Consider the following 21,865-nt stretch of genomic DNA (forward strand, 5'->3'; position numbering starts at 1 on the left):
TATTTTTTGTGCTACAAGCTGGTATTGTTGGTTTTGTTGATTTAATAAAAAATAGTTTAACGGGGATAATAATGAATATATTTGAACAAACAGACCCTTCTCGCAGACGTTACGGTTTAGCCGCCTTCATCGGATTAATTGCAGGGATTATTTCTGCATTTGTTAAGTGGGGCGCGGAGCATCCGTTACCACCACGTAGTCCTGGGGATATTTTCAATGCCGCATGTGCGCCTGAGTCCTTAATCAGAGCCGCCGGAAACATTGATTGTTCCAGAAATTTCCTTAACCCTCCATATGTCTTCTTACGTGACTGGTTAGGGGTTGCGGATCCCAATGCGACTGTCTATGAATTTGCTGGTCATGTATTTAACTGGGTTGGGGTCACACACATTACGTTTTCGATTGTGTTTGCCGTTGGTTACTGCCTTGTTGCTGAACAATTTCCTAAGATCAAACTTTGGCAAGGTCTGTTAGCCGGTGCACTGGCTCAGTTATTCGTTCACATGATCACATTCCCGTTAATGGGTCTGACGCCACCATTACTCGACCTGCCATGGTATGAGCACGTATCAGAAATTGTTGGTCACCTAATCTGGTTCTGGTCAATTGAAATTATCCGTCGTGACTTGCGTAACCGTATGACTCATGAACCTGATCCGGAGTTTCCTCTGAATTCACAAGTGCGTTAATGGAGCCGCTCGAATCAGAAATACAAAAGGTCGCGTTCTGCGACCTTTTTGCGTTTATGAACTGAGTTAGTTTTTTTCATACTCAATGGAATTGATAAACCACTCTTTTTCGCCTTCCGGTGTTCTGACGGTAAATTCGTCGTCTACCTCTTTTTTGAGCAGGGCCCGAGCCATGGGAGAATCAATTGAAATATAGTCTTTTGCATCGCCATAAATCTCTTCAGGCCCGACGATGCGAAACGTCTTCACATCACCGGCGTCATTTTCAATCTCAACCCAGGCACCAAAGAACACTTTTCCCTCTTGTTGGGGGGAATAATCGACCACAGTGACTTCCGGTAAGAATTTTCGGAGAAAACGAACACGCCGGTCTATTTGTCGTAAGAGCCTTTTGTTGTATTGATATTAGTTCTATGGAGTAATTCATACTATTTCTAGTTTATTTGAAATCAATCTCATCCTTTTCCTATCTTTTCTTAGTTACTGGAAAAAGTTATTTCCATGTACTAAATACTAATTAGTACACTTAGGAGTTCTAAGTTTAGAGAAGGTAATATGGGATATGTAATAAAAAGATCTACAATCTATAAAGCCAATGGTTCTCCACTCACATTTCAGTTTCCAACAATTTTTACTGAAAACGGAATTTTACTATCTCACCTTCGTTTTCTTTATACAAAACGGAATAAATCACAATCTTGGTTAGAACGAAATACATTTGCTATCGAGTTACTTCTTAAATTCATTAATGCTCAAATTCAAAGTTATTTATCTGCAACTAACTTATTAAGAGCTTTTGTTGATGCTTTACAGTTTGGAACTATTCAACATGGAAAAGATAATTCTGGCTTGTATTGGTCTCCCAGAAAAAACGAAGATGTGCATGTGCTTTTAGGACATATAAATTCCTACTGTGATTACCTAGACTCCATTCATGGTTATGACTTACCAAAATTAAATCCATTGCGAAAGACGACTTTTTCAGAAGAACGGCTTCAATGGTGTGCTTACTATCGAAGAAATAGTAGATGTTTCCTAAATCATCTAAATACGCCATCACCGACAGAAATGTCTTTCATTCGTTCAATCCATGGACCAAATCGACATCTCGTAAATATAGAATCTGTTTACCGATTTCCAGAAGAAGATATTGACCGATTACTTAATGATGGTTTTAGAAATTCATCAGGCAAGTTTGATATCGGTAGTCAGCTAATCACCATGCTAATGCACTATGGTGGCTTACGCTTGTCTGAATGTTTCCATATTTACACTAGCGATATCTATATCGATCCAAAAACTGGAGCAGCTCTTATTTCTGTATTTCATCCTAGCGATGGAACCCCTCCAGATAAGAAATTCAGAACTAGACGAGAGTTTCTGGAAATAAAGCACCATATGAAACCACGCAATGAATACCTTCGACATAACCGACTTTACTCTGGTTGGAAAAATCCACTACTAACAAATAGAAATTTATCATTTGAAGTAATGTTTTTTCCTCCTCATAAAGCCATTGAATTCACCCAAATTCTGCAACTCTATCTCAGTGTAAGACCTAAATCATCTACGCCATTTCTGTTTGTAAATTCTAAAGGAACACCGGAGAGCAAAAAGAATTTTATAAGAAAACATTCTCAAGCAGTAAGACGTATTGGATTACCTGTATCTAAACAGATAGGAACAACACCACACGGACACAGACATTCTTATGGCTATCGACTAAGTAAAAATGGGGTTCATCAGTTGGATATCCAGAAAGCAATGCATCATAAGAGTCCAGATAGTTGTCTTGTTTATCTTCAACCTACGAATTATGAAGTACAGCAGATTATAAGGGAAAAAATGCATGAAGAGTAAAAAGCGTTACCTTAATTGCCATATGGCTAGTGATGCGGTGTTTTGGTTGGGAATTTACTCTAGATCGGAATATTTTCTTCGCTATAAAGAAGATCCTCAATTACCAGCAAAGCCCAATATATATTATGCGGCAGAGTGGTCAGACTGGTATACGTTTTTGGGGAAAGTGAAACCTAATTTCTATTCAAATCTTCAGTTGGTTAAGGAAGCTGTAAACCGTTTAGGTATTACTTCAAGAAAAGAATACTTTAACCGTTATAAGGAAGATCCACTACTGCCTGCAGACCCATCTCAATATTATACAACAGGATGGGCTGGGTGGGATGATATCTTACTACCAAGAAAAATATTAACGTTAGACCAACTAAAAAAAGCCTGTTCAGTTCTTGGGATTAGTAATTCAGTGGAATATAAAGAGGCTCGTAAAAAGTATATTCAATTACCATCAAAGCCAGAACAAATAGATGGATGGACTAATTGGTATGATGCTTTAGATATTCCAACTCCATATTCATACGAGAAACTTAGAAAAATTGTAATAAAAAATCAGTGCACAACTATGCATGAATATAAAAAAATGCGTGTACGGTTAAATGATCCTCATATTCCTTCCTCACCTGAAGAAACTTATGCAAACAAGGGGTGGACAAATACATTTGATTTTTTTGGTAAACCACGACCTTATCAAGTGAAATATTTTACTGATGAATGGAAACTATGGGCTGAAAAAATTGAAAAATTCTTGAAGTCAGCTCGAGGAGGAGATTACAAAGCAAAAGATTTATGTGAATTTGTTCGTGAATATATAGAACCAAATGGCTTTGAGAAATGCCCTTTAGAATTTCTCACTAGAGGTTCTACCAATATTCAACCAATGTTTGACCTATTCGAAAAAGTAACAGTTGCTAGAAAAAAGAAATGGTTATATGCAATTAATGAATTTTTAGATTGGCTTGTATCTACTTACCTTCTTCTAGAAGATACAGATACTGGTGAAATAACGCCAATTAAAGGAGCTAATAACCCTTTTTCACATGTGAATTTCAACAGTGAAATTGAAACACAGGTAATTAATGAAACTAGTAAACTAGCATTACCTTACCAATTTGTTAAATCCGGACGAGAATGGATATTTTCCTGTGATTCCATTGACAAAAGATTGAACTATCGGGAATTAAGTCATTTGCATTCTTTTTCTGCCGACTGGGTATCTGTAAAAGATACCTCTTTACTTGATAAAAACGATCCTGATTGTGTATTCAAAACTGAAGGTGATAAAACTTACCTTTGGCTTCCTATGTATTGGACATACACATATGCACTAATGCAGCTACCAGCACGAGGAATGCAAATTGTCTATTGTGATTCAGGTGAAGCAGATTCCGAAATCCCTGACTTCAAAAATCAAAAAGTTATTTGGAAGAAAAATAAAAGTAAATTAGCTGGACTTACAAATTGTCAAAGTATGGTAAGTAAAGCAGGTAAAAAAGATTTTGGGGTACATTACACTTCTAACAAGACAAAATTTGATGGCTCTGGTTACACAATACCATTTATGCCAATAGACCTAGCCTACTGGTTAATTAAGCTAAGAAAATGGCAGCAAAAATATAACCCAATTAATGAACCCACAAAATGGCTTGATTGTGAGCGTACTAATCTTAACGAAATCCAACGAAAACAAAAAGATATTAACTGTTTTTTATTTAGAGATTTTCATGAAAAAGAGCCTGGATATTTCGGGGGAAGATTAGCAACTCGGTTAGCTGCTGCACTATTTTTTTCGGCAAAAGATGAAATTAGTATGGCAACCTTCAGGAATCTTAAATATTCCGAAGCTCAAGAAGAATTGAGTAATAACCATGCAATACCATTAGTGCCCTTTAAATCCGAATATACACCACATTCTATGCGAGTAAGCCTAATTAATGCCTATGCTTATGAATTTGGTATTCCATTAGAAGTGATAATGAAACTTGTTGGTCATTCAAGTATTGTGATGTCCATCTACTATATAAAAAGTGACAAGACAGGAGTAAACATCCGTGAACGAATAGATAACGGAGAAAAAGAAGCTCTTAGTAATGCAACAAAAACACTGAGATCATTCGTTGAGCAACAACGTATTGAAGAATGTAAATCACAGCTTATTTCTTCATCCCCTGAATTACTACATTCACTTAATAATAATCGCCCTGCATCCAGTTATCTGTTTAAAGACTTTGGGATTTGTCCGGTTGGAGGTGCGTACTGTAGTGAAGGTGGGTGTCCTGTAGCAATGAAAGCTAATATTTATCATCCAGTTACTTCTGGATATTTAGGTGAGCAAAACTGTATTCAATGTCGCTTTTTTGTTACTGGTCCTGCTTTTTTGATAGGACTTTCAGCATTATTTAACGAGATAAGCCTAGCGGTTAACACTCAATCATATCGGTATTCTCAGCTGGAACATAAACTCGATACAACAGTAGAAAAAATAGAAGTCATAAACCATCAAATATATAAATTAAAGGCAGATAGCTCACTCAAAACATCGTTGGAAACTGAACGAAAAAGCTTAATCGATGAGCGTTTCCATCTAAATTCAGAAATTGAAACAAGAGCAAAAAAACTCGACCTTTTTATGTCAGATATGAATGCTATTCATCGACATATTCATGATTGCCAACAAATTCTCAATCAAACTAAAAACAGTAGTAAAAAGAAGCTGCAACTCATTGTTCCGAAAAAACTTCAAATTGGATTTGAACTGGATGAGGTGAGTAATTTTCATCAACTTTCTGAAGTTTGTGAAAATGCAGAACTTTTTCATAGTTGTAATGATGAATTGGCAGTAACAAGACGTTCTCAAGCTATTGATAAAATGATGATGGCAAATGGCATTCAACCTAAACTCTTTTTATTAAATGAGGAAGAACAATTGCAAGTTGGGAATCAATTAACCCAGTTAATGTTAACCAGATTAAAAGGTTGGGAAAACGTTGACAGACTTATAGATGGAAGATTGATGTTAAACGACCTTTCTATTGATAACCAGTTTAATGAAAAGACGATTCAGGAATTATTCGAACAATCTAAACCGTTAAAAAGGATAAGTTGATATGGCAGATATCAGTCCAGAAAAGGTTTTAGAACAACTAAAAAATAAAACATCGACTCGAACTCAAAATTCTCTTGATGCAGTTTTTACTATCTGTAAAGAACAGCAAGAAAGAGGTTTGCATGATTTTAGCTTTTCTACCATTGCTCGCTTAGGTAAGGGGCGAGGTGTTCCGGCGGCACAGAGTATCCGTAATAAAACAGGAGAGCCATATCGGACTTTAATAGCAAGTTTTGTATCAATGGTACCGGAACAATCAAAACCAATTAAACACTCGAGTAAAGGTCAAACATATGCATGGATTGATGAATTGGAAGATCCTGTGGTGAGACTACAAGCCAATATACTTTACTCTCAGAAAAAAGAAACTGAAAGATTACTTAATGAAGTGGTTCCAATAAATCAAGTCATTGAAGTCTTTGATGGAGGAAGTTCAACGGCATCCTCGTATAAACTTAGTGAGCTTGAACGAAGTGCTTTGGAATACCTTTTATCTTCTGAATTTTTGCGGCGCAATCAATTGGAGACAGGTGAAAATGGAAGTATAGTTACATCAGACAGTAACAAGTCTTTTTTCCATGTTGCAACCATTGATGCAATTAAAAAAGCTCTACAGTATTTATGATAAAAATTAGGGTAGTTTTTAAGTGAGAACCAAACTAATAACTCGGGAAGGCTATAACAAGTTAAAAGCCGAACACGATCATCTTTGGAATGAAAAACGTCCTGAAATCACGAAGATAGTAACATGGGCTGCAAGTTTAGGAGACCGATCAGAGAATGCCGATTACGTCTTCAACAAGCGTTTACTTAGACAGATAGATCGGCGGGTTCGTTTTCTCAGAAAGTTTCTTCCTGAAGTAAAGATTGTTGATTATTCACCTCAACAAGAGGGAAAGGTCTTTTTTGGTGCTTGGGTTGAGATCGAGAATGAAGCCGGTGATGTGAAGAAATTCCGAATTGTTGGTCCTGAAGAGATCTATGGTGATGCGAAAGACTATATTTCGATTGATTCACCAATGGCTAGAGCTTTGCTCAAAAAAGAAGTTGATGATGAATTCACGGTAAGAACACCGGAAGGTGATAAAGAGTGGTTTATCAATTCTATTGAGTATAAAAAAGGCAGCTAACATACTGCCTTTTAAACAAATTTAGTTTTTATTTTCACAATCTTTTAATAATAAAGATAGCTGATTAACGATTGCTGGAAGAGTAGCAATAATTACAGATGCAATTTCTTCTTTTTCGGTAATCACAAGAATAATAGAAACAAAACCTAGCGCTATTGCTAGTGTTACTATAGATAATCTTAAGATATTAATCATGGCAATAGCGTCCGTAGCCACATTTGTCAGATGTGGTCTAAGTTCACTAGCGTTCATACATCCATATCTAAGATTTCAGTGATCCCGACAATAAGTGAGGTTAAACAATAGTATTAGTAGTAAAAGTACAACTTGACGAATATTTAGTCAACAACAATCAAATATCTATAGGTGAATGATAAATAAACAATCTGATAGAATGTATTATCAGAAGTGTTTTTGTTCCGAAAATTAATTTTAATTCATGGAGTTTTCTTGTGTACAAAGGATTTTGGTATGACGCAATGGGAAAAGAGCGTTTTGATTTACGCCCTATGTCACTGAATTTTGATGAATTACGTATGGCTGTAGATGAAGTATTAAATGTATTACCCGATGCAACTTTAGTAAATATTAATGAAAATCTGGATTGGGCTTTGATTTCTCTTGAAAATACAAAAAGAATGTTAATTTGTAAAAATTAGTCGTTATTTACACAGTCGTTTTTTGAAGTGTTTATGTGCAGCATCTGAAATATCACATCCCATAAATGAACGATTCAAATTTTTTGCCGCAACTAAGGTTGAACCAGAACCAAAAAAAGGATCAACAACTAACTCATGCTCCGAACTACTTTGGGATATGAGAACTTCAATTAATTCAACAGGCTTTTCTGTCGGATAACCGCGATATACGCGCTTACACTCTAGAATATCGGGCACTCCAAGATCATTTAATTTACGTTTTCCTTTTTCAAAAAACAGAATAAATTCATGACGAGCTCTATAGTGGTATCCCATACCAATACTCACTTTATCCCAAACAATTGCCTTCCAAAACTTAAAACCTATTCTTTCAGCAATGGGCTTGATGATAAACATAGTTTCTTGATCACAAAATAAATAGAAATGAGCATTTTTCTTTAAAACTCTGTGAATTTGAGTCAAAAGACTTTCAAACCGTTCATTGGGAAATATTTCGAACCATTGATTACTAGAGGATTTGCTCACTTTTAATCTGGTTGTGGTGCCTATTTTTCGATGTTTCTCTAATGACTCATACGGAGGATCTGTCACTATAAGTTCAACGCTTGAATCAGCGAGCGTTGAAAGCCAAGAAACGGCATCATCTTTAAAAATTTGCATTTATATCCTAGATTAAATCGCTACATTTACGCCCATTTTGAAACACTTGAGAAACTTCGCCCTTACCAAGATGACGGCATTCGGTACAGTAACTTTGGTCACCATCTGGATTTCGTGCGGTTTTGCGAGCGGGCGTTTTTCCAAAAGAAGATGGGTACGGGTGGAATACATGCTCTTTCCCATTAGCATCAGAACAATGAGGACATGATTTAAATTTCTGGTCAGTCACGGGATCTGTTTTATAAATTAAACCACGATTGAGAGGTTTACCACAACAGCAACATACCATACATATATCTCCACGATTAATGAAACATAGCCATCATAAGATATTATTCACATTAAAAATGAGATGCTTACATACAATTAAATAACCTAACTCATTTAAATACTCTTTTTTGCTCTATTCTGATTCTTCATCAGAACAACTTTTTAGACTTTCAATAAGCTTTTTCTTCTCAGAACCGCTCATTTTTCCTATTAAACAAGCTAGTTCAGCAGAAGCATCATCTTCACAGAAAAAGTAATTTAAAGGCACACCAAGTGCTTCTGCCATTTTTTTCAGAGTACTGATATCTGGTGTATGTCGACCTTTTTCATAATGGTTCATTCGGCCGCTTGCAGAGCTTTCATCCATACCAATCATTACTCCTAAATTTTTTTGAGTAATGCCTGCACGTTTGCGAGCTTGCTTAAGCCGAATAGGTATTGGGTTGTCTGCCACAGGCTTATCATTTATGTAATCCTTGAATAACTTAGATTGTCTAAGTTTTACTGATTTCTGTATACTTAGCAATCCTAAGTTTTACTGTATTTAAAGATAGCAATGAAAAGAACCAAAAAACTAAGCCATCCAATTTATAACCTTCTGATTAATAGAAATCTTGATAGATTTACGGTCATTCAGGCTCGGGATGAATTACAAAAATCTACTGATGACCGGTTTGATGATGCAAACGATGCTAGAAGGTATGTATACCGACAAATAAATCACCTCGTATCCAATGGCTATTTAAAAACTGTGGGTAACGGTAGGGAAAAACTATATATAAAAACCGAAGCGTTTAACTTAGGTTCTTTTTCCAAAAAGACAGTAAAAAAGTATCAACGTAATATGATAAAGGTTGAAAAGAGTGTCCAAATTACTCAAACTGAAAAATACATAAAAGCGTTAGAAAAAGAACGTATCCAGTATAAAAGTGAGCTTTCTGTCATTTTGGCCGAAGAACAAGAATATCATCGCTTAATGAACCGATTTATAGATAAAAAAGAGCTTTTAATGCCAATCTATACTCAAGCAAAGGAACGTTCAGAAACAACTCTCGGTAAGATAAATGCCTTAACTAGTGTACTTAATGCTATGCATAACCAAATGCCTGAACAGTATTAACTATAAAATAGATTCAGCCAGGTTTAGGCTGAATCGAAGATGGACAAAACTTAACATGGCAACTAATTGATCTTGGATTGAATTTGAGTCCACTGAAACTAATCAGTTTCTAGGAAAACGATCATCGATTCATATTTAACTTACGTTACACGCCTTGGCTTATATGACCTTTTATGCATACGATTAAATTAAACAAATCGTTTTCCGGATGTTTTTTCTTCAATGACAAGATGTATTTTGTGATTTTTTCATAATTATTTTTGTCAACGCTTTTTATATGTGCAATCCGACCGTTAATTGTAGGAAGCTTTGAATTGTCAGAGGTTAACATTGAGTAAACCTCTGCACGTATACGTCGGTACTCACTTCTTCCAATTCCAACACTATTAGGAGAGATTACTAACCCTGTTACTTCTTTTCGTTTTCTAGTTCCGCATATTTTTGTTTTTTTATGATTTATGATAAATCCTTCATCTTGGATTATTTCTTCAATCATAGGCTGTGCTTTTCTTATTTTTGCCTCGTTCCGAGCTGACAAGGTTATGTCATCTGCGTATCGTGTATACATGATACCCTTTGGTCCAGAGTAACCTTGAATCCTCGAATCTAATCGTTGACATGCTAGGTTTGAGAGTTTGGGGGAGGTAGGAGCTCCTTGAGGTAATCGACCGTTGAATGTGCATAAGCTGGTAAGAATGTAACTGATGTTTTTGTTGTAACCTATTGAATGGAATATACTGTACACGTTAGATGCGGGAACCGAATGGAAGAAGTCTTCTAAATCTATATTTAGTAGAACATGAGCGCCTACATGCGGCTTAGCATTGCTTAAAATAGATTCCCCAATTTCGAATCCTTTAGAGTTTCCAGATGAACTTAGGCGGTATAAGATTTTTCTTAAAATCCATGATTGAACCGCTTTCATAGCCCTAGATGGTTGAGCAATTTCTCTCTTACCCCCAGATTTTTTGTCTAAATAGTAAACATGATAGTGATCATCTGATTTGTAGATAAGTTGTTGAAGAAGACCTGAGGATAACCTCATTTGGCTAGATAGCTCGTTGAGGTTGCTAACTGCTGGTAAGCCTAGGTTTTTTAGTTTACTTAAAGCTTGAGGATGTGCTGAAATTTCCATTGTTAGATTGGGCACCTTTACGTCAAAAGTTCTCGTTTAGACCTTGCGAGTCTGAAACGAAGTTTCAGCGAGCAAGAACTAAATGAGCCAATGTTCCGGTTTAGTTGAAGGACAGCGAATCACTACCCAGTTGTATTTTGGATTTCTCAAAAAACAACTCGCTAAAGGTGCGTTCACTCATTCTATCATAATTTATTCCTGACTTTCCACGATACTGATAGTTCATAATTTCTATTCGTACTCGATCTAGACGATGTTGTGTAAATTTTGATAGGACATGTGATTCGCCGCTTCTGGTCATGTTATAGCCGCTAGTTGTATTCATTATCAATCTTTCCGATTGAAGTTTGCTCAATGCAGACCGTGTAGCAATGTCTGACATAACATGATTCTGATTTGTTGCTATTTCTAGTAATGTTTTCAGACTGTTAAAGTCAATGTTTTCAATTAAATATATGCACGGCAGTATAAAGTTTTCCGCTTCCAAAATGTTTGTGACATTTTTCTTTACTGGATTTTGTCTTTGGATTTTTGTTATTGCATCTGAGATAGAACGAAATACTCGAGGAATAGTGTCTGGGCAATCAAGTTTGTCATAGTCTAAATTTATCACTTTCCCCGTATCTGATGCTTTTATGAGTCTGTTTGGGCCATAGTTGAGAAAGCTTCTCTTGTTTTTATATCGTTGGTTAGCGACACATATGAGCTTATTTACTAAGTTGGGATTGCTGGAGAATGCACCCAGCTCAGCGAAAGAACCTGGACTTTCAGGGAGAAGTACGATTGCGTCTACAGAGCTTGCCAGAATGTTCTCGAGGGCTAAAAGGCTATGTTGCCCATGGCCTGCAAGTAAGTCATCAAACAAACTTTCTGGGTAGAGTAACTCATACTCAATCCGTGTTTGATTTTCCATTAATAGCTTTGCCATCTTGGAGCGACCAGTTGTTTTATCCTTAATATCTGCCCCACACAAGAAAACGGTTCTTTTTCTTTTGTAAACAGGAACATAAATACGTTCTTTTATTACCTTAGCGATGTCAGTTAGTTGTTCACTCGAAAATTTTCTTCTCACATTTAATTCCTGAAATAGCATTTATCATATGAGTACCGCAAGAAAACTATAGTTATGCTGCTTACATACCTGATACAGCCCCCACCATCTTGCTGGAAACGACTTAATATCACGGTAAACTAGATATCGCTGTAAGTAAAATACATTTAAAGGGGTTGTTCGACCGCTATCCGTTGATAATTTAACCCATACACATATATTTAATATTCTGTGAATATGGGATAAAACACTACCAGATTCATAGAAAATAAAGTCTTTATCGGTATCAATTTCAAATTCTATTTTATCGGAGAGTGATAACTTTCTGGGTTCAAACTTCTGTCCATTGACTTGCCAACGACTTGAAGTACTAATAGCCCATTTTATTTCTTCAACGACAACATCTCTAGTGTCACGATTTGCTATGACTAACTTGCATGTTGGCTTATAAAGGCACTTGGGATCAGAGAAATTCACAAATAAATCTTTGTAAATATGAGGATGTTGATATTGAACCCTCTCTTTTCTCTCAATTTTCTTTAACTCCAAATCCCGCAACTTAATCGCATAGTCTTGCCTTCTACCTTTAACCGTATTCCAGAGTGTTAATGCTGTGATAAATGTGGCAAAAATTGGGGCATACAGCACCAAGTCTTCAACTGTTAAAATTTCGTGCATATAAACCTCCAAATAGCACTACCATTCCGATTACTCATATGGTTACATTTTGGGTTTGAATATATACCCGAACGTTCAGCCATTTTTTTTTACTTGAGCTAAAAAATTATCTCTTTGGCTTTTATTACTGTTCATAACGTTCCTTTACAACTAATACGATGCCCGATAACCTTTTTGAATCGAAAACGCTAATCGGTTGGAACAAAAAATGCCATACATTAGCTATCTAATAGAACAATTTGTTAACTAATCACTCTTCTAACTTTTCCTTTATTTTTGATATCTTATCGTCAATTTTCGCAATATGACGCTCAGCATTTTCTTTGTATGATGCAGAGCCAATATACCAATTTTTGAACAAGACCATAGCAGCAGCAGCCCAAGTTGCTAGCTCTAAGAGAAGTGAGCTTGGCATTGGAATACCTGCCATCATAATCTTACTAACTATCGGAATTATATTTGCAACACAAATGACACCTAATGCATACATAATTGTCTGAAGAGTGTACTTAACGTAACTCACCCCACTAGTACTAATTTTAACTATTAGGTTTTTTTCATCTTCGAGAAATAACAATCGCTCTTTAAGTTTCTTTTTCCGACGAAGCCAAAGCCATGTAGCAAACAAGCTTGACGCGGTGCCAAGCAGAAATGTTCCAATCAGTGTTATTATATCAACGCTCATGATATCTCCTTGTTAAATTTAAGGAAATATATCAAGCTAATGGTATCTATGGCAATGGAAAGCTAACGCTAAGTAGTGCACTAACTTACTTAGCAACAAAATAAATACACAATCATATACAGTACCTACATAAGCAATATAAATTTGCGCACATATTTGACCGTGAGCAAAAATAGATCAATTGGTGAAATGAAAAACGTGTCCTAAATTTTAGGTTGGCAAACATCAGGGCATTTTTGATTCAGGTGATTAATTTCATAACACAAAAATGGTGGTTCATAGATCATTGATATCGATGTTAATTTCTGGGGAGTTTTCTCTTTGCTTAACTAGCTTTCTGTCTTGTTCATCTTCCTCAAATTCAATTCGGCAAGAGTCAAAAACATCGCTTCGTTGAACTAAAAAATCGCTGTCCGCCTTATCTGTATCTTCCAAATAAGATCCCCAATCTTTTTCACTTGTAGTCGCGAGTTCACTAGAATGTACTGTATGACTTGTTAATCTTTCTAAAAGGTCTTTTCCTGACAACCATTTTTTACTCATAGATCCCTTCTCGATTCGAAATGACATTAGATAATTTATAGCATAATGAGTAGCTAACCATAATGAAAGCTAGCCCAGAAACAAGGAATGAGGCATATATCGTTCTAGTGCAACTAACTTACCGCTTGTAACTTTGTTTTGAAATAATGTCTTAGTTAATAAAAACAATAATTGATTTAAACGGGATGAACAACAAGAGAGGAATACCAAGAAAATAGTATATTAAAATAGTATTTATACTATTTTAAGTTATATGTAATTAAAGTTCTTTTTCTTTATTAGTATGAAAAAAATAGCACTAATACACCGTCTGCATTTTCAGAGCGATCGCCCAAGCTGGCTGCCCATGTCACTATTTTGGTGATTTCCGGGCGCTTTTCATTCCACAGATGGTCGTGTTCGGCTTTTAGTTTATTGTAGCCTTCCCGGGTAATTAACTTTGTTTTCACGTAAAAACGATTCCTGATTCTCGTTATTAATATGACAGAATTTGTCTGATTGTATCAGCCGTTGTGGCAGAGAAAAAAGCCCTGAAACCACCGGATATCACGATACGGATATTTTTTGAGCATCACTGGTGAAGAGAAAGGCAGTGAATAATGATCATCTGCCTTAAATTATGAAAGACCAAAGAAAGAAAGGAATGTTTTCCGGTAGTCGTCCGTAAATTCCGAGGTATCCTGAAATTCATTACGAATAATCATCCCTTCGGTAAATGTCAGTGCCATCTCGACCCGTCCGGTATCCGCCTTATCTCCTTCGCTGGAACAGATGGTGGTGAGCAAGTCTTTTAACCACTGCTTATGAGCCTGAGAAATCTGGGTTATTACCGAATCGCTTTCTTTGAATTCCGAGACAGCGTGCATGAACATACAGCCTTTAAAATCTTTCTGACGAAACCAGACAAAATGCCAGTGGAGAAAAGCGTCCAGTTTTTTATTCATCGTTCCGGCTTGGCTGACTTCCTGCTCAAGGCTTTGAGCAAACCGCTTATGACGCCGCGCCAGAACTGCCGCGATCAGTTTGTTTTTTGAACCAAAATGGCGATACATGGATGTTTTCGATACCTGAGCGTTATCGCGGATTAAATCCACACCAACAGCGGTATAGCCAAACTGATTAAACAGGGCTTCTGCAATATCAAGTATGTGTTCTTTTTTGCTCATTATTCGTATTCCAGACAATACAAAACGTTTTCTTGCACTAAGTGTACAGATCTGTATTATAAAAAACCAGGGGTGAACAGATCTGTTCACTTTTATTGAAAGTAAGGAGATAAGTCAATGAATCGATTACGTGGTGGTGGTTCGCTGCCTTCAAAACCCTCATATTTACAACTGGCTAAAGGATTTATTGGTGGTTCGGCCGGTATTTTTTTATTGTCGGTATTAGGCCAGTACTCTGGCGTTCCCTGGTTAATGGCGCCATTTGGCGCAACCTGCGTTATTTTATTTGCAGCACCAACATCCCCTTTGGCTCAGCCAAGAAATGTGATTGGAGGGCATCTGATCACTGCATTTGTCGGTATTGCTGCTTTGTACGGCGCTGGTGATTCGTTGGTTGTGATGTCGCTGGCGGTAGGGGGGGCGATTGTTTTAATGCAGTTTTGCCGGGCGGTTCATCCTCCTGCCGGAGCGAATCCCATAGTTATCATTCTGGCGGGTAAGTCTGTTGTCGGATTCAGTTTTCTGATCACTCCGGTGCTTGCTGGTAGTGTGGCTCTCGTCGTTGTTGCTGCGGTTGTGAATAACTATGGGGTCAAACAGGGCTGGCCGGTTTACTGGCACGGATTCGGACGTTCAGAATCATAGCCATGAAGAGCTGAGTAGGACTGAGACGACAGTCCTACTGCTTTTAACGATTATGATGACATTTCAGCCGGTGTCAGATTGGTTTGCGCATGTTTTTTCTTAACTTTATAGGCAATGCCCATGGCGATAAGCCATACCGGTAACAGATACACAGACAGCCGCATTCCTGGCGTTAAATACATGATCGCCAGAATACCAAGCAGGAAGAACAGGCATATCCAGTTGGTGAGAGGATAGCCCCATGAAGGATACTGGGTTTTTTCCTGATGGCGGATTTTTTTCCGTTTGAATTTCATGTGGGTGATCGTGATGATAACCCAGTTAAGTACCAGGGCAGATACCACCAATGCCATCAGAAAGCCAAATGCTTCGCCGGGCATAAAGTAGTTGATCAGTACGCACAGGCCGGTTGAGATTGCGGAGACGGCCAGTGCAGTCATAGGAACACCACGTTTATTCACTTTCAGCAGCGCCTGTGGGGCATTTTTCTGTTTGGCTAAGCCAAATAGCATACGGCTGTTGGAATAAACGCAGCTGTTATAAACCGATAATGCAGCGGTCAGAATAATAACGTTCAGCACGTTCGCAACCCAGTTGCTGTCCAGTGCATGGAAAATCATAACGAACGGGCTGCCGCCCTCGGCCACTTTTTCCCATGGATAAAGGGAAAGCAGTACGACCAGTGAACCAATATAGAAAATCAGAATCCGGTAGATAACCTGATTGGTGGCTTTGGGAATGCTTTTTTCCGGATGCTCGGCTTCTGCGGCGGTGATACCGATAAGCTCAAGACCGCCAAATGAAAACATAATGGCAGCCATTGCCATGGTCAGACCACTGATACCGTTAGGCATAAAGCCACCCTGAGCCCATAAATTGGTAATGGTGGATTCCGGGTTACCGTTATTTGACGTCAGAAGATAAACCCCGAACAAAATCATGCAGATGATCGCCGCCACTTTGATAATCGAGAACCAGAACTCCAGTTCACCAAACATTTTTACATTGGTCAGGTTAATAGCGTTGATGAGAAGGTAAAAGGCGAGCGCGGAAACCCAGGTCGGGACCTCCGGCCACCAGTACTGGATGTATATGCCGATAGCGGTCAGTTCAGACATACCAACCAGAATGTAGAGGACCCAGTAATTCCAGCCCGACATAAAGCCGGCGAAGTCTCCCCAGTATTTATTTGCAAAGTGACTGAAGGTGCCGGCAACCGGCTCTTCGACGACCATCTCGCCAAGCTGACGCATGATGAAAAAAGCGATGATGCCGGCCAGAGCATACCCTAACAGAACAGACGGTCCGGCACTTTTGATGGTTTGTGCTATTCCCAGAAACAGCCCGGTACCGATAGCGCCGCCTAATGCGATCAACTGGATGTGCCGGTTTTTAAGTCCTCTGTGAAGATTTTCCGGCGGTGTATTTCCTTTCATTATCAATTCCTAATAATCAGAGAAGTCCGTTGGCCAACAGACTCATCGTTGAATATAAATTGCTGCATGCAAACTGACCGGAGCAATTCCTATGCCAATCCGGATACATAGTGATGCGTTCCGTTTTCTTCAGGACAAAAAGGGTAGGTCTAAGCGGACTGAGTTTGATACACTCGATCGCCTGGAAGTACGATTTAACCGGTCCGATGATGGAAAACGAACTTGATGAATTTGATGTAAAAATACTGACATTACTGCAGGACAACGGACGTCTCACCAACCAGGAGTTGAGTGAACTTGTTGGTTTGTCTCCTTCTCAATGTTCCCGCCGACGAATTAGCTTAGAAAATGAGAAACTCATTCTGGGCTACCATGCACGCCTCTCACCACGGGCACTTCAACAGGAAGTGATCGCAATGGTGGAAGTTAAGCTGCTAAGTCATGAAGAGGAAAAAGCCTATAGCTTTCTCAATTTTCTTAATGAAGAACAGTCGATTATTGATGCGTTTAAAACAACAGGAGAAGCCGACTACTTACTGAAATGTGTCGTTTCTGATCTGGAAAGTCTCAATGACCTGATTAATCGTATTTTCACTACCAAACTGATCGCGCATATTAAAACCTCTGTCGTACTTGATCGAGTAAAAGAGTACGGTGTTGTGACCAATCCCGGGTAAAAACTTGCACCATATTGTGACATCTTAACAACAAAATGTTCACGATTGGTGCATATAATAAGTCATTTCCTCACAAAACAATCTCTTTTTAATAATATATTGCATGATTATTTCTCTGTGGTATTAATGCTGCACGAATTATGCATTTTGAATTTCTGATATTAAAATTTTAGGGAAGAGGATTATGTCGGACGCAGCGGTCATGAATGTAGATGAAAAAACTGGAAAAAAATTAGCCCATAAATGGTTTGAAGATGTGATGGCGCTCCTGATGGGGACCAGCCTGGTGTCATTTGGTGTGTTGTTTTTGAAACAGCTCGGTATGATTACCGGTGGCACGGCCGGGTTGTCGTTGTTTCTTCATTATAAGTTGCATGTGGAATTTGGAACGGTTTTTTTTTCTGGTAAATTTGCCTTTTTATTACCTGGCCATTCGCCGGATGGGATGGCTGTTCACGCTTAAAACGTTTGCCGCTGTCGGTATGGTGTCATTTATTACCAATACGCAGGGGCAGTTTATTCATATCGACAGTTTAAATCCACTCTATGGAGCAATATTGGGTGGCTTTTTGTTTGGAACCGGATTTATTATCTTATTTCGTCATAAAGCGAGTTTAGGTGGCTTTAATATTCTGGCACTATATCTTCAGGATCGGTTTGGTCTGCGTGCCGGTTGGTTTCTGATGGGCGTCGACGTGACGATTATGCTGATTTCGCTTTCCGTTGTTGGTGTTTATGAATTAGTACTTTCGATAATTTGCGGTTTGATTTTAAATCTGATTATCGCGTTAAATCACCGTTCAGATCGTTATCATGTATGAGTTAAAGGAGAATTTTGTGTTTGAACATGTAACCTCGTATGCCGGGGACCCCATACTGTCTCTGATGGAAAAATTTATGGCAGACAGCCGATCTGACAAAGTGAATTTAAGTATTGGTCTTTATTACGATCAGAATGGGAAAATTCCGACGCTTGCTTCTGTTAAGGAATCCAAATCGCAGCTGATTACAAAAGGTGAAGAACCTTGTGTTTATTTACCGATGGAAGGGCTGGCACCGTATCGTACTGCCGTCCAGCATCTGGTTTTCGGGGATGAGCACAGCGCTTTGCAGGAAAATCGCATTGCAACGATTCAGTCTCTGGGGGGGTCCGGTGCTCTGATGATTGGCGCGGATTTCCTCCATTACTATTTTCCGCAGTCTGAGGTATGGGTCAGTAACCCAACCTGGGAAAATCATAAGGCTATTTTTGCCGGAGCCGGTTTCCATGTTAACGAATACCCTTATTTTGACGCGGCTACGAAAATGCTGGATTTTGAGGGTATGCTGGCATCACTGAAAACATTGTCGGCGAAGAGCATTGTCTTACTTCATCCTTGTTGCCATAACCCGACCGGGGTTGATCTGACCTGTGACCAATGGGACCGGGTGATCGAGGTAATCAAACAACGGCAGCTTATTCCATTCTTTGATATGGCGTATCAGGGATATGGGGAAGGCATGGCTGAAGATGCGTATGTGATCCGTCAACTGGCAATGGAAAAAAATGTGATTGCCTTTGTCAGCAATTCGTTTTCAAAAATCTTTTCGCTTTATGGTGAGCGGGTTGGCGGACTTTCGGTTGTCTGCAGCAGTGAAGAAGAAGCGGCCCGGGTTCTCGGTCAGTTAAAAGCGACCGTGAGACGTAATTATTCCAGCCCGGCGAAACATGGAGCCGTCGTGGTTTCTAACGTTTTGAACACCGATGAGCTAAAAGCGATGTGGCTTGGTGAAGTGGATGCAATGCGTACCCGTATTATGACGATGCGTCAGACACTGCATCACCGTCTTCAGAAGCTTTGTCCGGACAAGGATTATCAGTTTTTAGTGCAGCAGAAAGGCATGTTCAGTTATACCGGTTTCAGTGAAACTCAGGTGGATGAATTACGTGAGGAGCATGGTATTTACCTGATTGCGAGTGGCAGAATGTGTTTAGCCGGACTGAATGAGATGAATGTAGAAAAAGTTGCTCAGGCATTCGCTGCATTATCATAAATATCGCTTTTCAATGTCGTATATCAGGCGGGATAGTATTTACATATCCCGCTTTTTTTCTATTATCAGAGACATATGAAGTTGTTTTACGAAATACTCGTTAACAATTCTTTGCACTTTTCAGCCGGTAACGGTGATACATTACGGTTATTGAATATCGGAGTTTAGATTCGGTGAGCTGGCAGAGGTCGGCTTTGACAGGTGAGGTCTATCATGCAGGAAAATCATAAGATTTTAGTCGTTGACGATGATGTGCGCTTACGCTCCTTATTAGAGCGTTACCTTTCGGAACAGGGGTTTCAGGTTCGTAGTGTCGCAAATGGTGAACAGATGGATCGCCTGTTAACCCGTGAAAATTTTCATCTAATGGTGCTGGATCTTATGTTGCCGGGTGAGGATGGTTTGTCTATCTGCCGTCGTTTGCGGAGTGTGAACAACAAGATTCCGATTTTAATGCTGACTGCCAAAGGGGACGAAGTTGATCGGATCATGGGGCTGGAAATCGGAGCGGATGATTACCTGCCTAAGCCATTTAATCCGAGAGAATTACTGGCCCGTATTAAAGCGGTACTTCGCCGGCAAAGTCAGGAAGCTCCGGGAGCACCAAGCACGGAAGAATCCATTGTTGAATTTGGTGACTTTCGTTTAAACCTGGGCACCCGGGAAATGTTTCATGGCGATGAACCGATGCCACTAACGTCGGGGGAATTTGCCGTATTGAAAATTCTGGTCACCAATCCACGGGAACCCATGTCCCGGGATAAACTGATGAACATGGCCCGGGGCCGGGAATATTCTGCGATGGAACGTTCTATCGATGTTCAGATTTCCCGGTTACGCCGGATGCTGGAAGATGACCCCAGTAAGCCCCGTTATATTCAGACGGTGTGGGGACTGGGTTACGTCTTTGTTCCGGATGGGCAGTTTGCTAAATAAGAGTGAGAATCAGGCTCCTGAATTTCAGGAGCTTTTTTATTTAAAGGTATGCTATGCGGGTTCGTAGTTCTTTTACTCAAACCATTGTGTTATTTCTGATTTTACTGGCGGTTAACCAGCTTTATTCGTATTACGCGGTATTTAATTATGCCTTACTTCCCAGCTTGCAGCAGTTTAATAAAATACTGGCTCATGAGATCAGTCTGATGCTGGATGATTCGAGTGATCAGGATATCTCACTCGATGCTCCGGTTCGTCGTAAGGTACTGGAAAAACTGGGCGTGACGGCTCATTCGGCAAGCGGAGAGATGGAAAAGGCGTTTGAACACAGCTATCGCATTGATTTGATGAGCGATGAAATGACGGCTCAGCTTGGTTCTCCGACGATTGTCCGAATGGGAGTGGAAGATAAAAGTTATGTTCTCTGGATGAAAATTAAAAAGCTTCCGAATGTGTTGCTACGTATTCCTCTCACCGAATTACAGGAAGGGGATTTTGCGCCGTTGTTTCGTAATAGTTTAATTATGGCCATTATAATTATCCTTGGTGGGTGGGTGTTTGTCCGCTTGCAGAATCGTCCGCTGAAAAAATTAGAGTATGCGGCCAAGGCGGTCGGCCGGGGTGAAATTCCACCGCCACTCGAAGAGATTGGTCCGTCGGAAATCCGCTCAGTAACCAATGCGTTTAATCAGATGTCGAAAGGCATCCAGGCGGTGGAAGAAGACCGTGCCTTGTTAATGGCGGGAATCAGCCATGATTTGAGAACGCCTCTAACCCGGATTCGTCTGGCAACGGAGATGATGTCGCCTGAAGACAGTTATCTGGCTGAAGGCATTATCAGTGATACAGAAGAGTGTAATCAAATCATCGGTCAGTTTATGGATTACCTTAAACCGGTCAGTACGGATTCATTTTGTTCTGTGGACTTTAACGAGCTTGTCAGTGAAGTCGCATCGGCAGAAGGTGGGTATGAGCTGCAGATTGAAACGGACTTTGCCGAACCACTTAAACCGGTTTCGGGGCAGCCGGTTGCGATGAAACGGGCGATTACCAATCTGGTCATCAATGCAATCCGTTATGGCAATGGCTGGGTAAAAGTGAGCACCGGAATGACGGCAGATAGTTCACTGGTCTGGGTGAGTGTGGAAGATAATGGTCCGGGAATTCCTCCTGAGCAGGTCGTGAAAGTGTTTGAGCCATTTACCCGGGGTGATACCGCCCGGGGCAGTGAAGGAACGGGACTGGGGCTGGCGATTGTCAAACGCATTGTCAGACAGCATAACGGCTCTGTTCTGCTTGATAACCGGACGGAGGGAGGACTGAAAGTCCAGTTGAGTTTCCCGGTCCGGTAATTTTTCCGTTATCTTTTTGCAGTTATGCGAGCTTGGCGG

22 protein-coding genes and 3 pseudogenes are annotated in these 21,865 nt (G+C 39.4%); 13 read left to right on the forward strand and 12 right to left on the reverse strand.

Annotated elements, in window-relative coordinates:
• The first annotated feature begins 71 nt into the window (after window positions 1-71).
• Entirely contained in the window at window positions 72-689 is a 618-nt protein-coding gene (locus LRQ06_RS08245; RefSeq protein WP_232765893.1) for a YagU family protein, read from the forward strand.
• Window positions 690-755: 66 nt separating this feature from the next.
• On the opposite strand, the pseudogene LRQ06_RS08250 reads toward LRQ06_RS08245, so the two are convergent.
• Window positions 756-1,094 (reverse strand): annotated as a pseudogene (locus LRQ06_RS08250) (GreA/GreB family elongation factor); the annotation flags it as partial.
• A gap of 150 nt (window positions 1,095-1,244) precedes the next feature.
• Here LRQ06_RS08250 and gmtY point away from each other — a divergent pair.
• The 4 genes from gmtY to greB are packed head-to-tail and all read left to right on the forward strand — an operon-like array spanning window position 1,245 to window position 6,779.
• Window positions 1,245-2,549: a gamma-mobile-trio recombinase GmtY gene (gmtY, locus tag LRQ06_RS08255; RefSeq protein ID WP_232765894.1), complete on the forward strand. Its 1,305-nt coding sequence runs from the start codon at window positions 1,245-1,247 to the stop codon at window positions 2,547-2,549.
• On the forward strand, window positions 2,539-5,649 hold the full coding sequence (gmtZ, locus tag LRQ06_RS08260) for a gamma-mobile-trio integrase GmtZ (RefSeq protein WP_232765895.1): 3,111 nt from the start codon (window positions 2,539-2,541) through the stop codon (window positions 5,647-5,649). Before gmtY ends, gmtZ begins: the two co-directional genes overlap by 11 nt.
• A gap of 1 nt (window position 5,650) precedes the next feature.
• Window positions 5,651-6,274: a gamma-mobile-trio protein GmtX gene (gmtX, locus tag LRQ06_RS08265; protein ID WP_232765896.1), complete on the forward strand. Its 624-nt coding sequence runs from the start codon at window positions 5,651-5,653 to the stop codon at window positions 6,272-6,274.
• Between the two features lie 22 nt (window positions 6,275-6,296).
• A complete protein-coding gene (gene greB, locus LRQ06_RS08270) occupies window positions 6,297-6,779 on the forward strand; it encodes a transcription elongation factor GreB (RefSeq protein ID WP_232765897.1) in 483 nt (160 codons plus the stop codon).
• Between the two features lie 21 nt (window positions 6,780-6,800).
• Here greB and LRQ06_RS08275 read toward each other — a convergent pair whose 3' ends face one another.
• On the reverse strand, window positions 6,801-7,031 hold the full coding sequence (locus LRQ06_RS08275) for a hypothetical protein (protein WP_232765898.1): 231 nt from the start codon (window positions 7,029-7,031) through the stop codon (window positions 6,801-6,803).
• Between the two features lie 200 nt (window positions 7,032-7,231).
• Between LRQ06_RS08275 and LRQ06_RS08280 the strand changes: the two genes are divergently transcribed.
• Window positions 7,232-7,438, forward strand: coding sequence for a hypothetical protein (locus LRQ06_RS08280; RefSeq protein ID WP_232765899.1), 207 nt, complete (start codon window positions 7,232-7,234; stop codon window positions 7,436-7,438).
• 3 nt (window positions 7,439-7,441) lie between these two features.
• Here LRQ06_RS08280 and LRQ06_RS08285 read toward each other — a convergent pair whose 3' ends face one another.
• Entirely contained in the window at window positions 7,442-8,098 is a 657-nt protein-coding gene (locus tag LRQ06_RS08285; RefSeq protein WP_232765900.1) for a DNA-methyltransferase, read from the reverse strand.
• Window positions 8,099-8,501: 403 nt separating this feature from the next.
• A complete protein-coding gene (locus LRQ06_RS08290; protein WP_232765901.1) occupies window positions 8,502-8,822 on the reverse strand; it encodes a helix-turn-helix domain-containing protein in 321 nt (106 codons plus the stop codon).
• 102 nt (window positions 8,823-8,924) lie between these two features.
• Here LRQ06_RS08290 and LRQ06_RS08295 point away from each other — a divergent pair, with 102 nt between their 5' ends.
• On the forward strand, window positions 8,925-9,488 hold the full coding sequence (locus LRQ06_RS08295) for a VspR family transcription factor (RefSeq protein WP_232765902.1): 564 nt from the start codon (window positions 8,925-8,927) through the stop codon (window positions 9,486-9,488).
• 145 nt (window positions 9,489-9,633) lie between these two features.
• Here LRQ06_RS08295 and LRQ06_RS08300 read toward each other — a convergent pair whose 3' ends face one another.
• The 7 genes and pseudogenes from LRQ06_RS08300 to LRQ06_RS08330 all read right to left on the reverse strand — a co-directional run bounded on the left by LRQ06_RS08300 (window position 9,634) and on the right by LRQ06_RS08330 (window position 14,746).
• The gene (locus LRQ06_RS08300) at window positions 9,634-10,623 is read right to left on the reverse strand and encodes a retron St85 family RNA-directed DNA polymerase (protein ID WP_232765903.1); all 990 of its coding nucleotides are present in this window, start codon (window positions 10,621-10,623) and stop codon (window positions 9,634-9,636) included.
• Between the two features lie 100 nt (window positions 10,624-10,723).
• The gene (locus LRQ06_RS08305) at window positions 10,724-11,695 is read right to left on the reverse strand and encodes a retron St85 family effector protein (protein WP_232765904.1); all 972 of its coding nucleotides are present in this window, start codon (window positions 11,693-11,695) and stop codon (window positions 10,724-10,726) included.
• A gap of 24 nt (window positions 11,696-11,719) precedes the next feature.
• A complete protein-coding gene (locus LRQ06_RS08310; RefSeq protein WP_232765905.1) occupies window positions 11,720-12,352 on the reverse strand; it encodes a hypothetical protein in 633 nt (210 codons plus the stop codon).
• Window positions 12,353-12,602: 250 nt separating this feature from the next.
• A complete protein-coding gene (locus LRQ06_RS08315) occupies window positions 12,603-13,037 on the reverse strand; it encodes a hypothetical protein (RefSeq protein ID WP_232765906.1) in 435 nt (144 codons plus the stop codon).
• Between the two features lie 276 nt (window positions 13,038-13,313).
• On the reverse strand, window positions 13,314-13,580 hold the full coding sequence (locus tag LRQ06_RS08320) for a hypothetical protein (protein WP_232765907.1): 267 nt from the start codon (window positions 13,578-13,580) through the stop codon (window positions 13,314-13,316).
• 308 nt (window positions 13,581-13,888) lie between these two features.
• Window positions 13,889-14,029, reverse strand: a pseudogene (locus LRQ06_RS08325) (transcription elongation factor GreB); the annotation flags it as partial.
• A gap of 168 nt (window positions 14,030-14,197) precedes the next feature.
• Complete coding sequence (locus tag LRQ06_RS08330; protein ID WP_232765908.1) at window positions 14,198-14,746, reverse strand: TetR/AcrR family transcriptional regulator; 549 nt, start codon at window positions 14,744-14,746, stop codon at window positions 14,198-14,200.
• A 117-nt stretch (window positions 14,747-14,863) separates the two neighbouring features.
• Here LRQ06_RS08330 and LRQ06_RS08335 point away from each other — a divergent pair, with 117 nt between their 5' ends.
• On the forward strand, window positions 14,864-15,391 hold the full coding sequence (locus LRQ06_RS08335; protein WP_232765909.1) for an HPP family protein: 528 nt from the start codon (window positions 14,864-14,866) through the stop codon (window positions 15,389-15,391).
• A gap of 50 nt (window positions 15,392-15,441) precedes the next feature.
• Here the strand turns inward: LRQ06_RS08335 and LRQ06_RS08340 are convergent, their stop codons facing one another.
• Entirely contained in the window at window positions 15,442-16,827 is a 1,386-nt protein-coding gene (locus tag LRQ06_RS08340) for an amino acid permease (protein ID WP_232765910.1), read from the reverse strand.
• A 164-nt stretch (window positions 16,828-16,991) separates the two neighbouring features.
• Between LRQ06_RS08340 and LRQ06_RS08345 the strand changes: the two genes are divergently transcribed.
• From LRQ06_RS08345 to envZ, 5 genes and pseudogenes are all read left to right on the forward strand, one after another.
• Window positions 16,992-17,504 (forward strand): Lrp/AsnC family transcriptional regulator, encoded by a 513-nt coding sequence (locus LRQ06_RS08345; RefSeq protein WP_232765911.1) that lies wholly within the window; start codon window positions 16,992-16,994, stop codon window positions 17,502-17,504.
• Between the two features lie 202 nt (window positions 17,505-17,706).
• Window positions 17,707-18,325 (forward strand): annotated as a pseudogene (locus LRQ06_RS08350) (YitT family protein).
• A gap of 16 nt (window positions 18,326-18,341) precedes the next feature.
• A complete protein-coding gene (locus LRQ06_RS08355) occupies window positions 18,342-19,538 on the forward strand; it encodes an amino acid aminotransferase (protein ID WP_232765912.1) in 1,197 nt (398 codons plus the stop codon).
• A 213-nt stretch (window positions 19,539-19,751) separates the two neighbouring features.
• Window positions 19,752-20,474, forward strand: a complete 723-nt coding sequence (gene ompR / locus LRQ06_RS08360; protein WP_232765913.1) for an osmolarity response regulator transcription factor OmpR — start codon at window positions 19,752-19,754, stop codon at window positions 20,472-20,474.
• 53 nt (window positions 20,475-20,527) lie between these two features.
• Window positions 20,528-21,826: a two-component system sensor histidine kinase EnvZ gene (gene envZ / locus LRQ06_RS08365; protein WP_232765914.1), complete on the forward strand. Its 1,299-nt coding sequence runs from the start codon at window positions 20,528-20,530 to the stop codon at window positions 21,824-21,826.
• Window positions 21,827-21,865: the final 39 nt, after the last annotated feature.

Source organism: Vibrio salinus (genome assembly GCF_021272385.1).
Classification (GTDB): Bacteria; Pseudomonadota; Gammaproteobacteria; order Enterobacterales; family Vibrionaceae; genus Vibrio; species Vibrio salinus.

Coding starts and splice junctions, on each gene's coding strand:
- LRQ06_RS08315 (WP_232765906.1), bottom strand. CDS start 13,037: ATGAGCGTTGATATAATAACACTGATTGGAACATTTCTGCTTGGCACC.
- LRQ06_RS08295 (WP_232765902.1), top strand. CDS start 8,925: ATGAAAAGAACCAAAAAACTAAGCCATCCAATTTATAACCTTCTGATT.
- LRQ06_RS08320 (WP_232765907.1), bottom strand. CDS start 13,580: ATGAGTAAAAAATGGTTGTCAGGAAAAGACCTTTTAGAAAGATTAACA.
- gmtY (WP_232765894.1), top strand. CDS start 1,245: ATGGGATATGTAATAAAAAGATCTACAATCTATAAAGCCAATGGTTCT.
- LRQ06_RS08285 (WP_232765900.1), bottom strand. CDS start 8,098: ATGCAAATTTTTAAAGATGATGCCGTTTCTTGGCTTTCAACGCTCGCT.
- LRQ06_RS08275 (WP_232765898.1), bottom strand. CDS start 7,031: ATGAACGCTAGTGAACTTAGACCACATCTGACAAATGTGGCTACGGAC.
- gmtX (WP_232765896.1), top strand. CDS start 5,651: ATGGCAGATATCAGTCCAGAAAAGGTTTTAGAACAACTAAAAAATAAA.
- LRQ06_RS08300 (WP_232765903.1), bottom strand. CDS start 10,623: ATGGAAATTTCAGCACATCCTCAAGCTTTAAGTAAACTAAAAAACCTA.
- LRQ06_RS08330 (WP_232765908.1), bottom strand. CDS start 14,746: ATGAGCAAAAAAGAACACATACTTGATATTGCAGAAGCCCTGTTTAAT.
- envZ (WP_232765914.1), top strand. CDS start 20,528: ATGCGGGTTCGTAGTTCTTTTACTCAAACCATTGTGTTATTTCTGATT.
- LRQ06_RS08340 (WP_232765910.1), bottom strand. CDS start 16,827: ATGAAAGGAAATACACCGCCGGAAAATCTTCACAGAGGACTTAAAAAC.
- gmtZ (WP_232765895.1), top strand. CDS start 2,539: ATGAAGAGTAAAAAGCGTTACCTTAATTGCCATATGGCTAGTGATGCG.
- LRQ06_RS08310 (WP_232765905.1), bottom strand. CDS start 12,352: ATGCACGAAATTTTAACAGTTGAAGACTTGGTGCTGTATGCCCCAATT.
- LRQ06_RS08335 (WP_232765909.1), top strand. CDS start 14,864: ATGAATCGATTACGTGGTGGTGGTTCGCTGCCTTCAAAACCCTCATAT.
- LRQ06_RS08245 (WP_232765893.1), top strand. CDS start 72: ATGAATATATTTGAACAAACAGACCCTTCTCGCAGACGTTACGGTTTA.
- ompR (WP_232765913.1), top strand. CDS start 19,752: ATGCAGGAAAATCATAAGATTTTAGTCGTTGACGATGATGTGCGCTTA.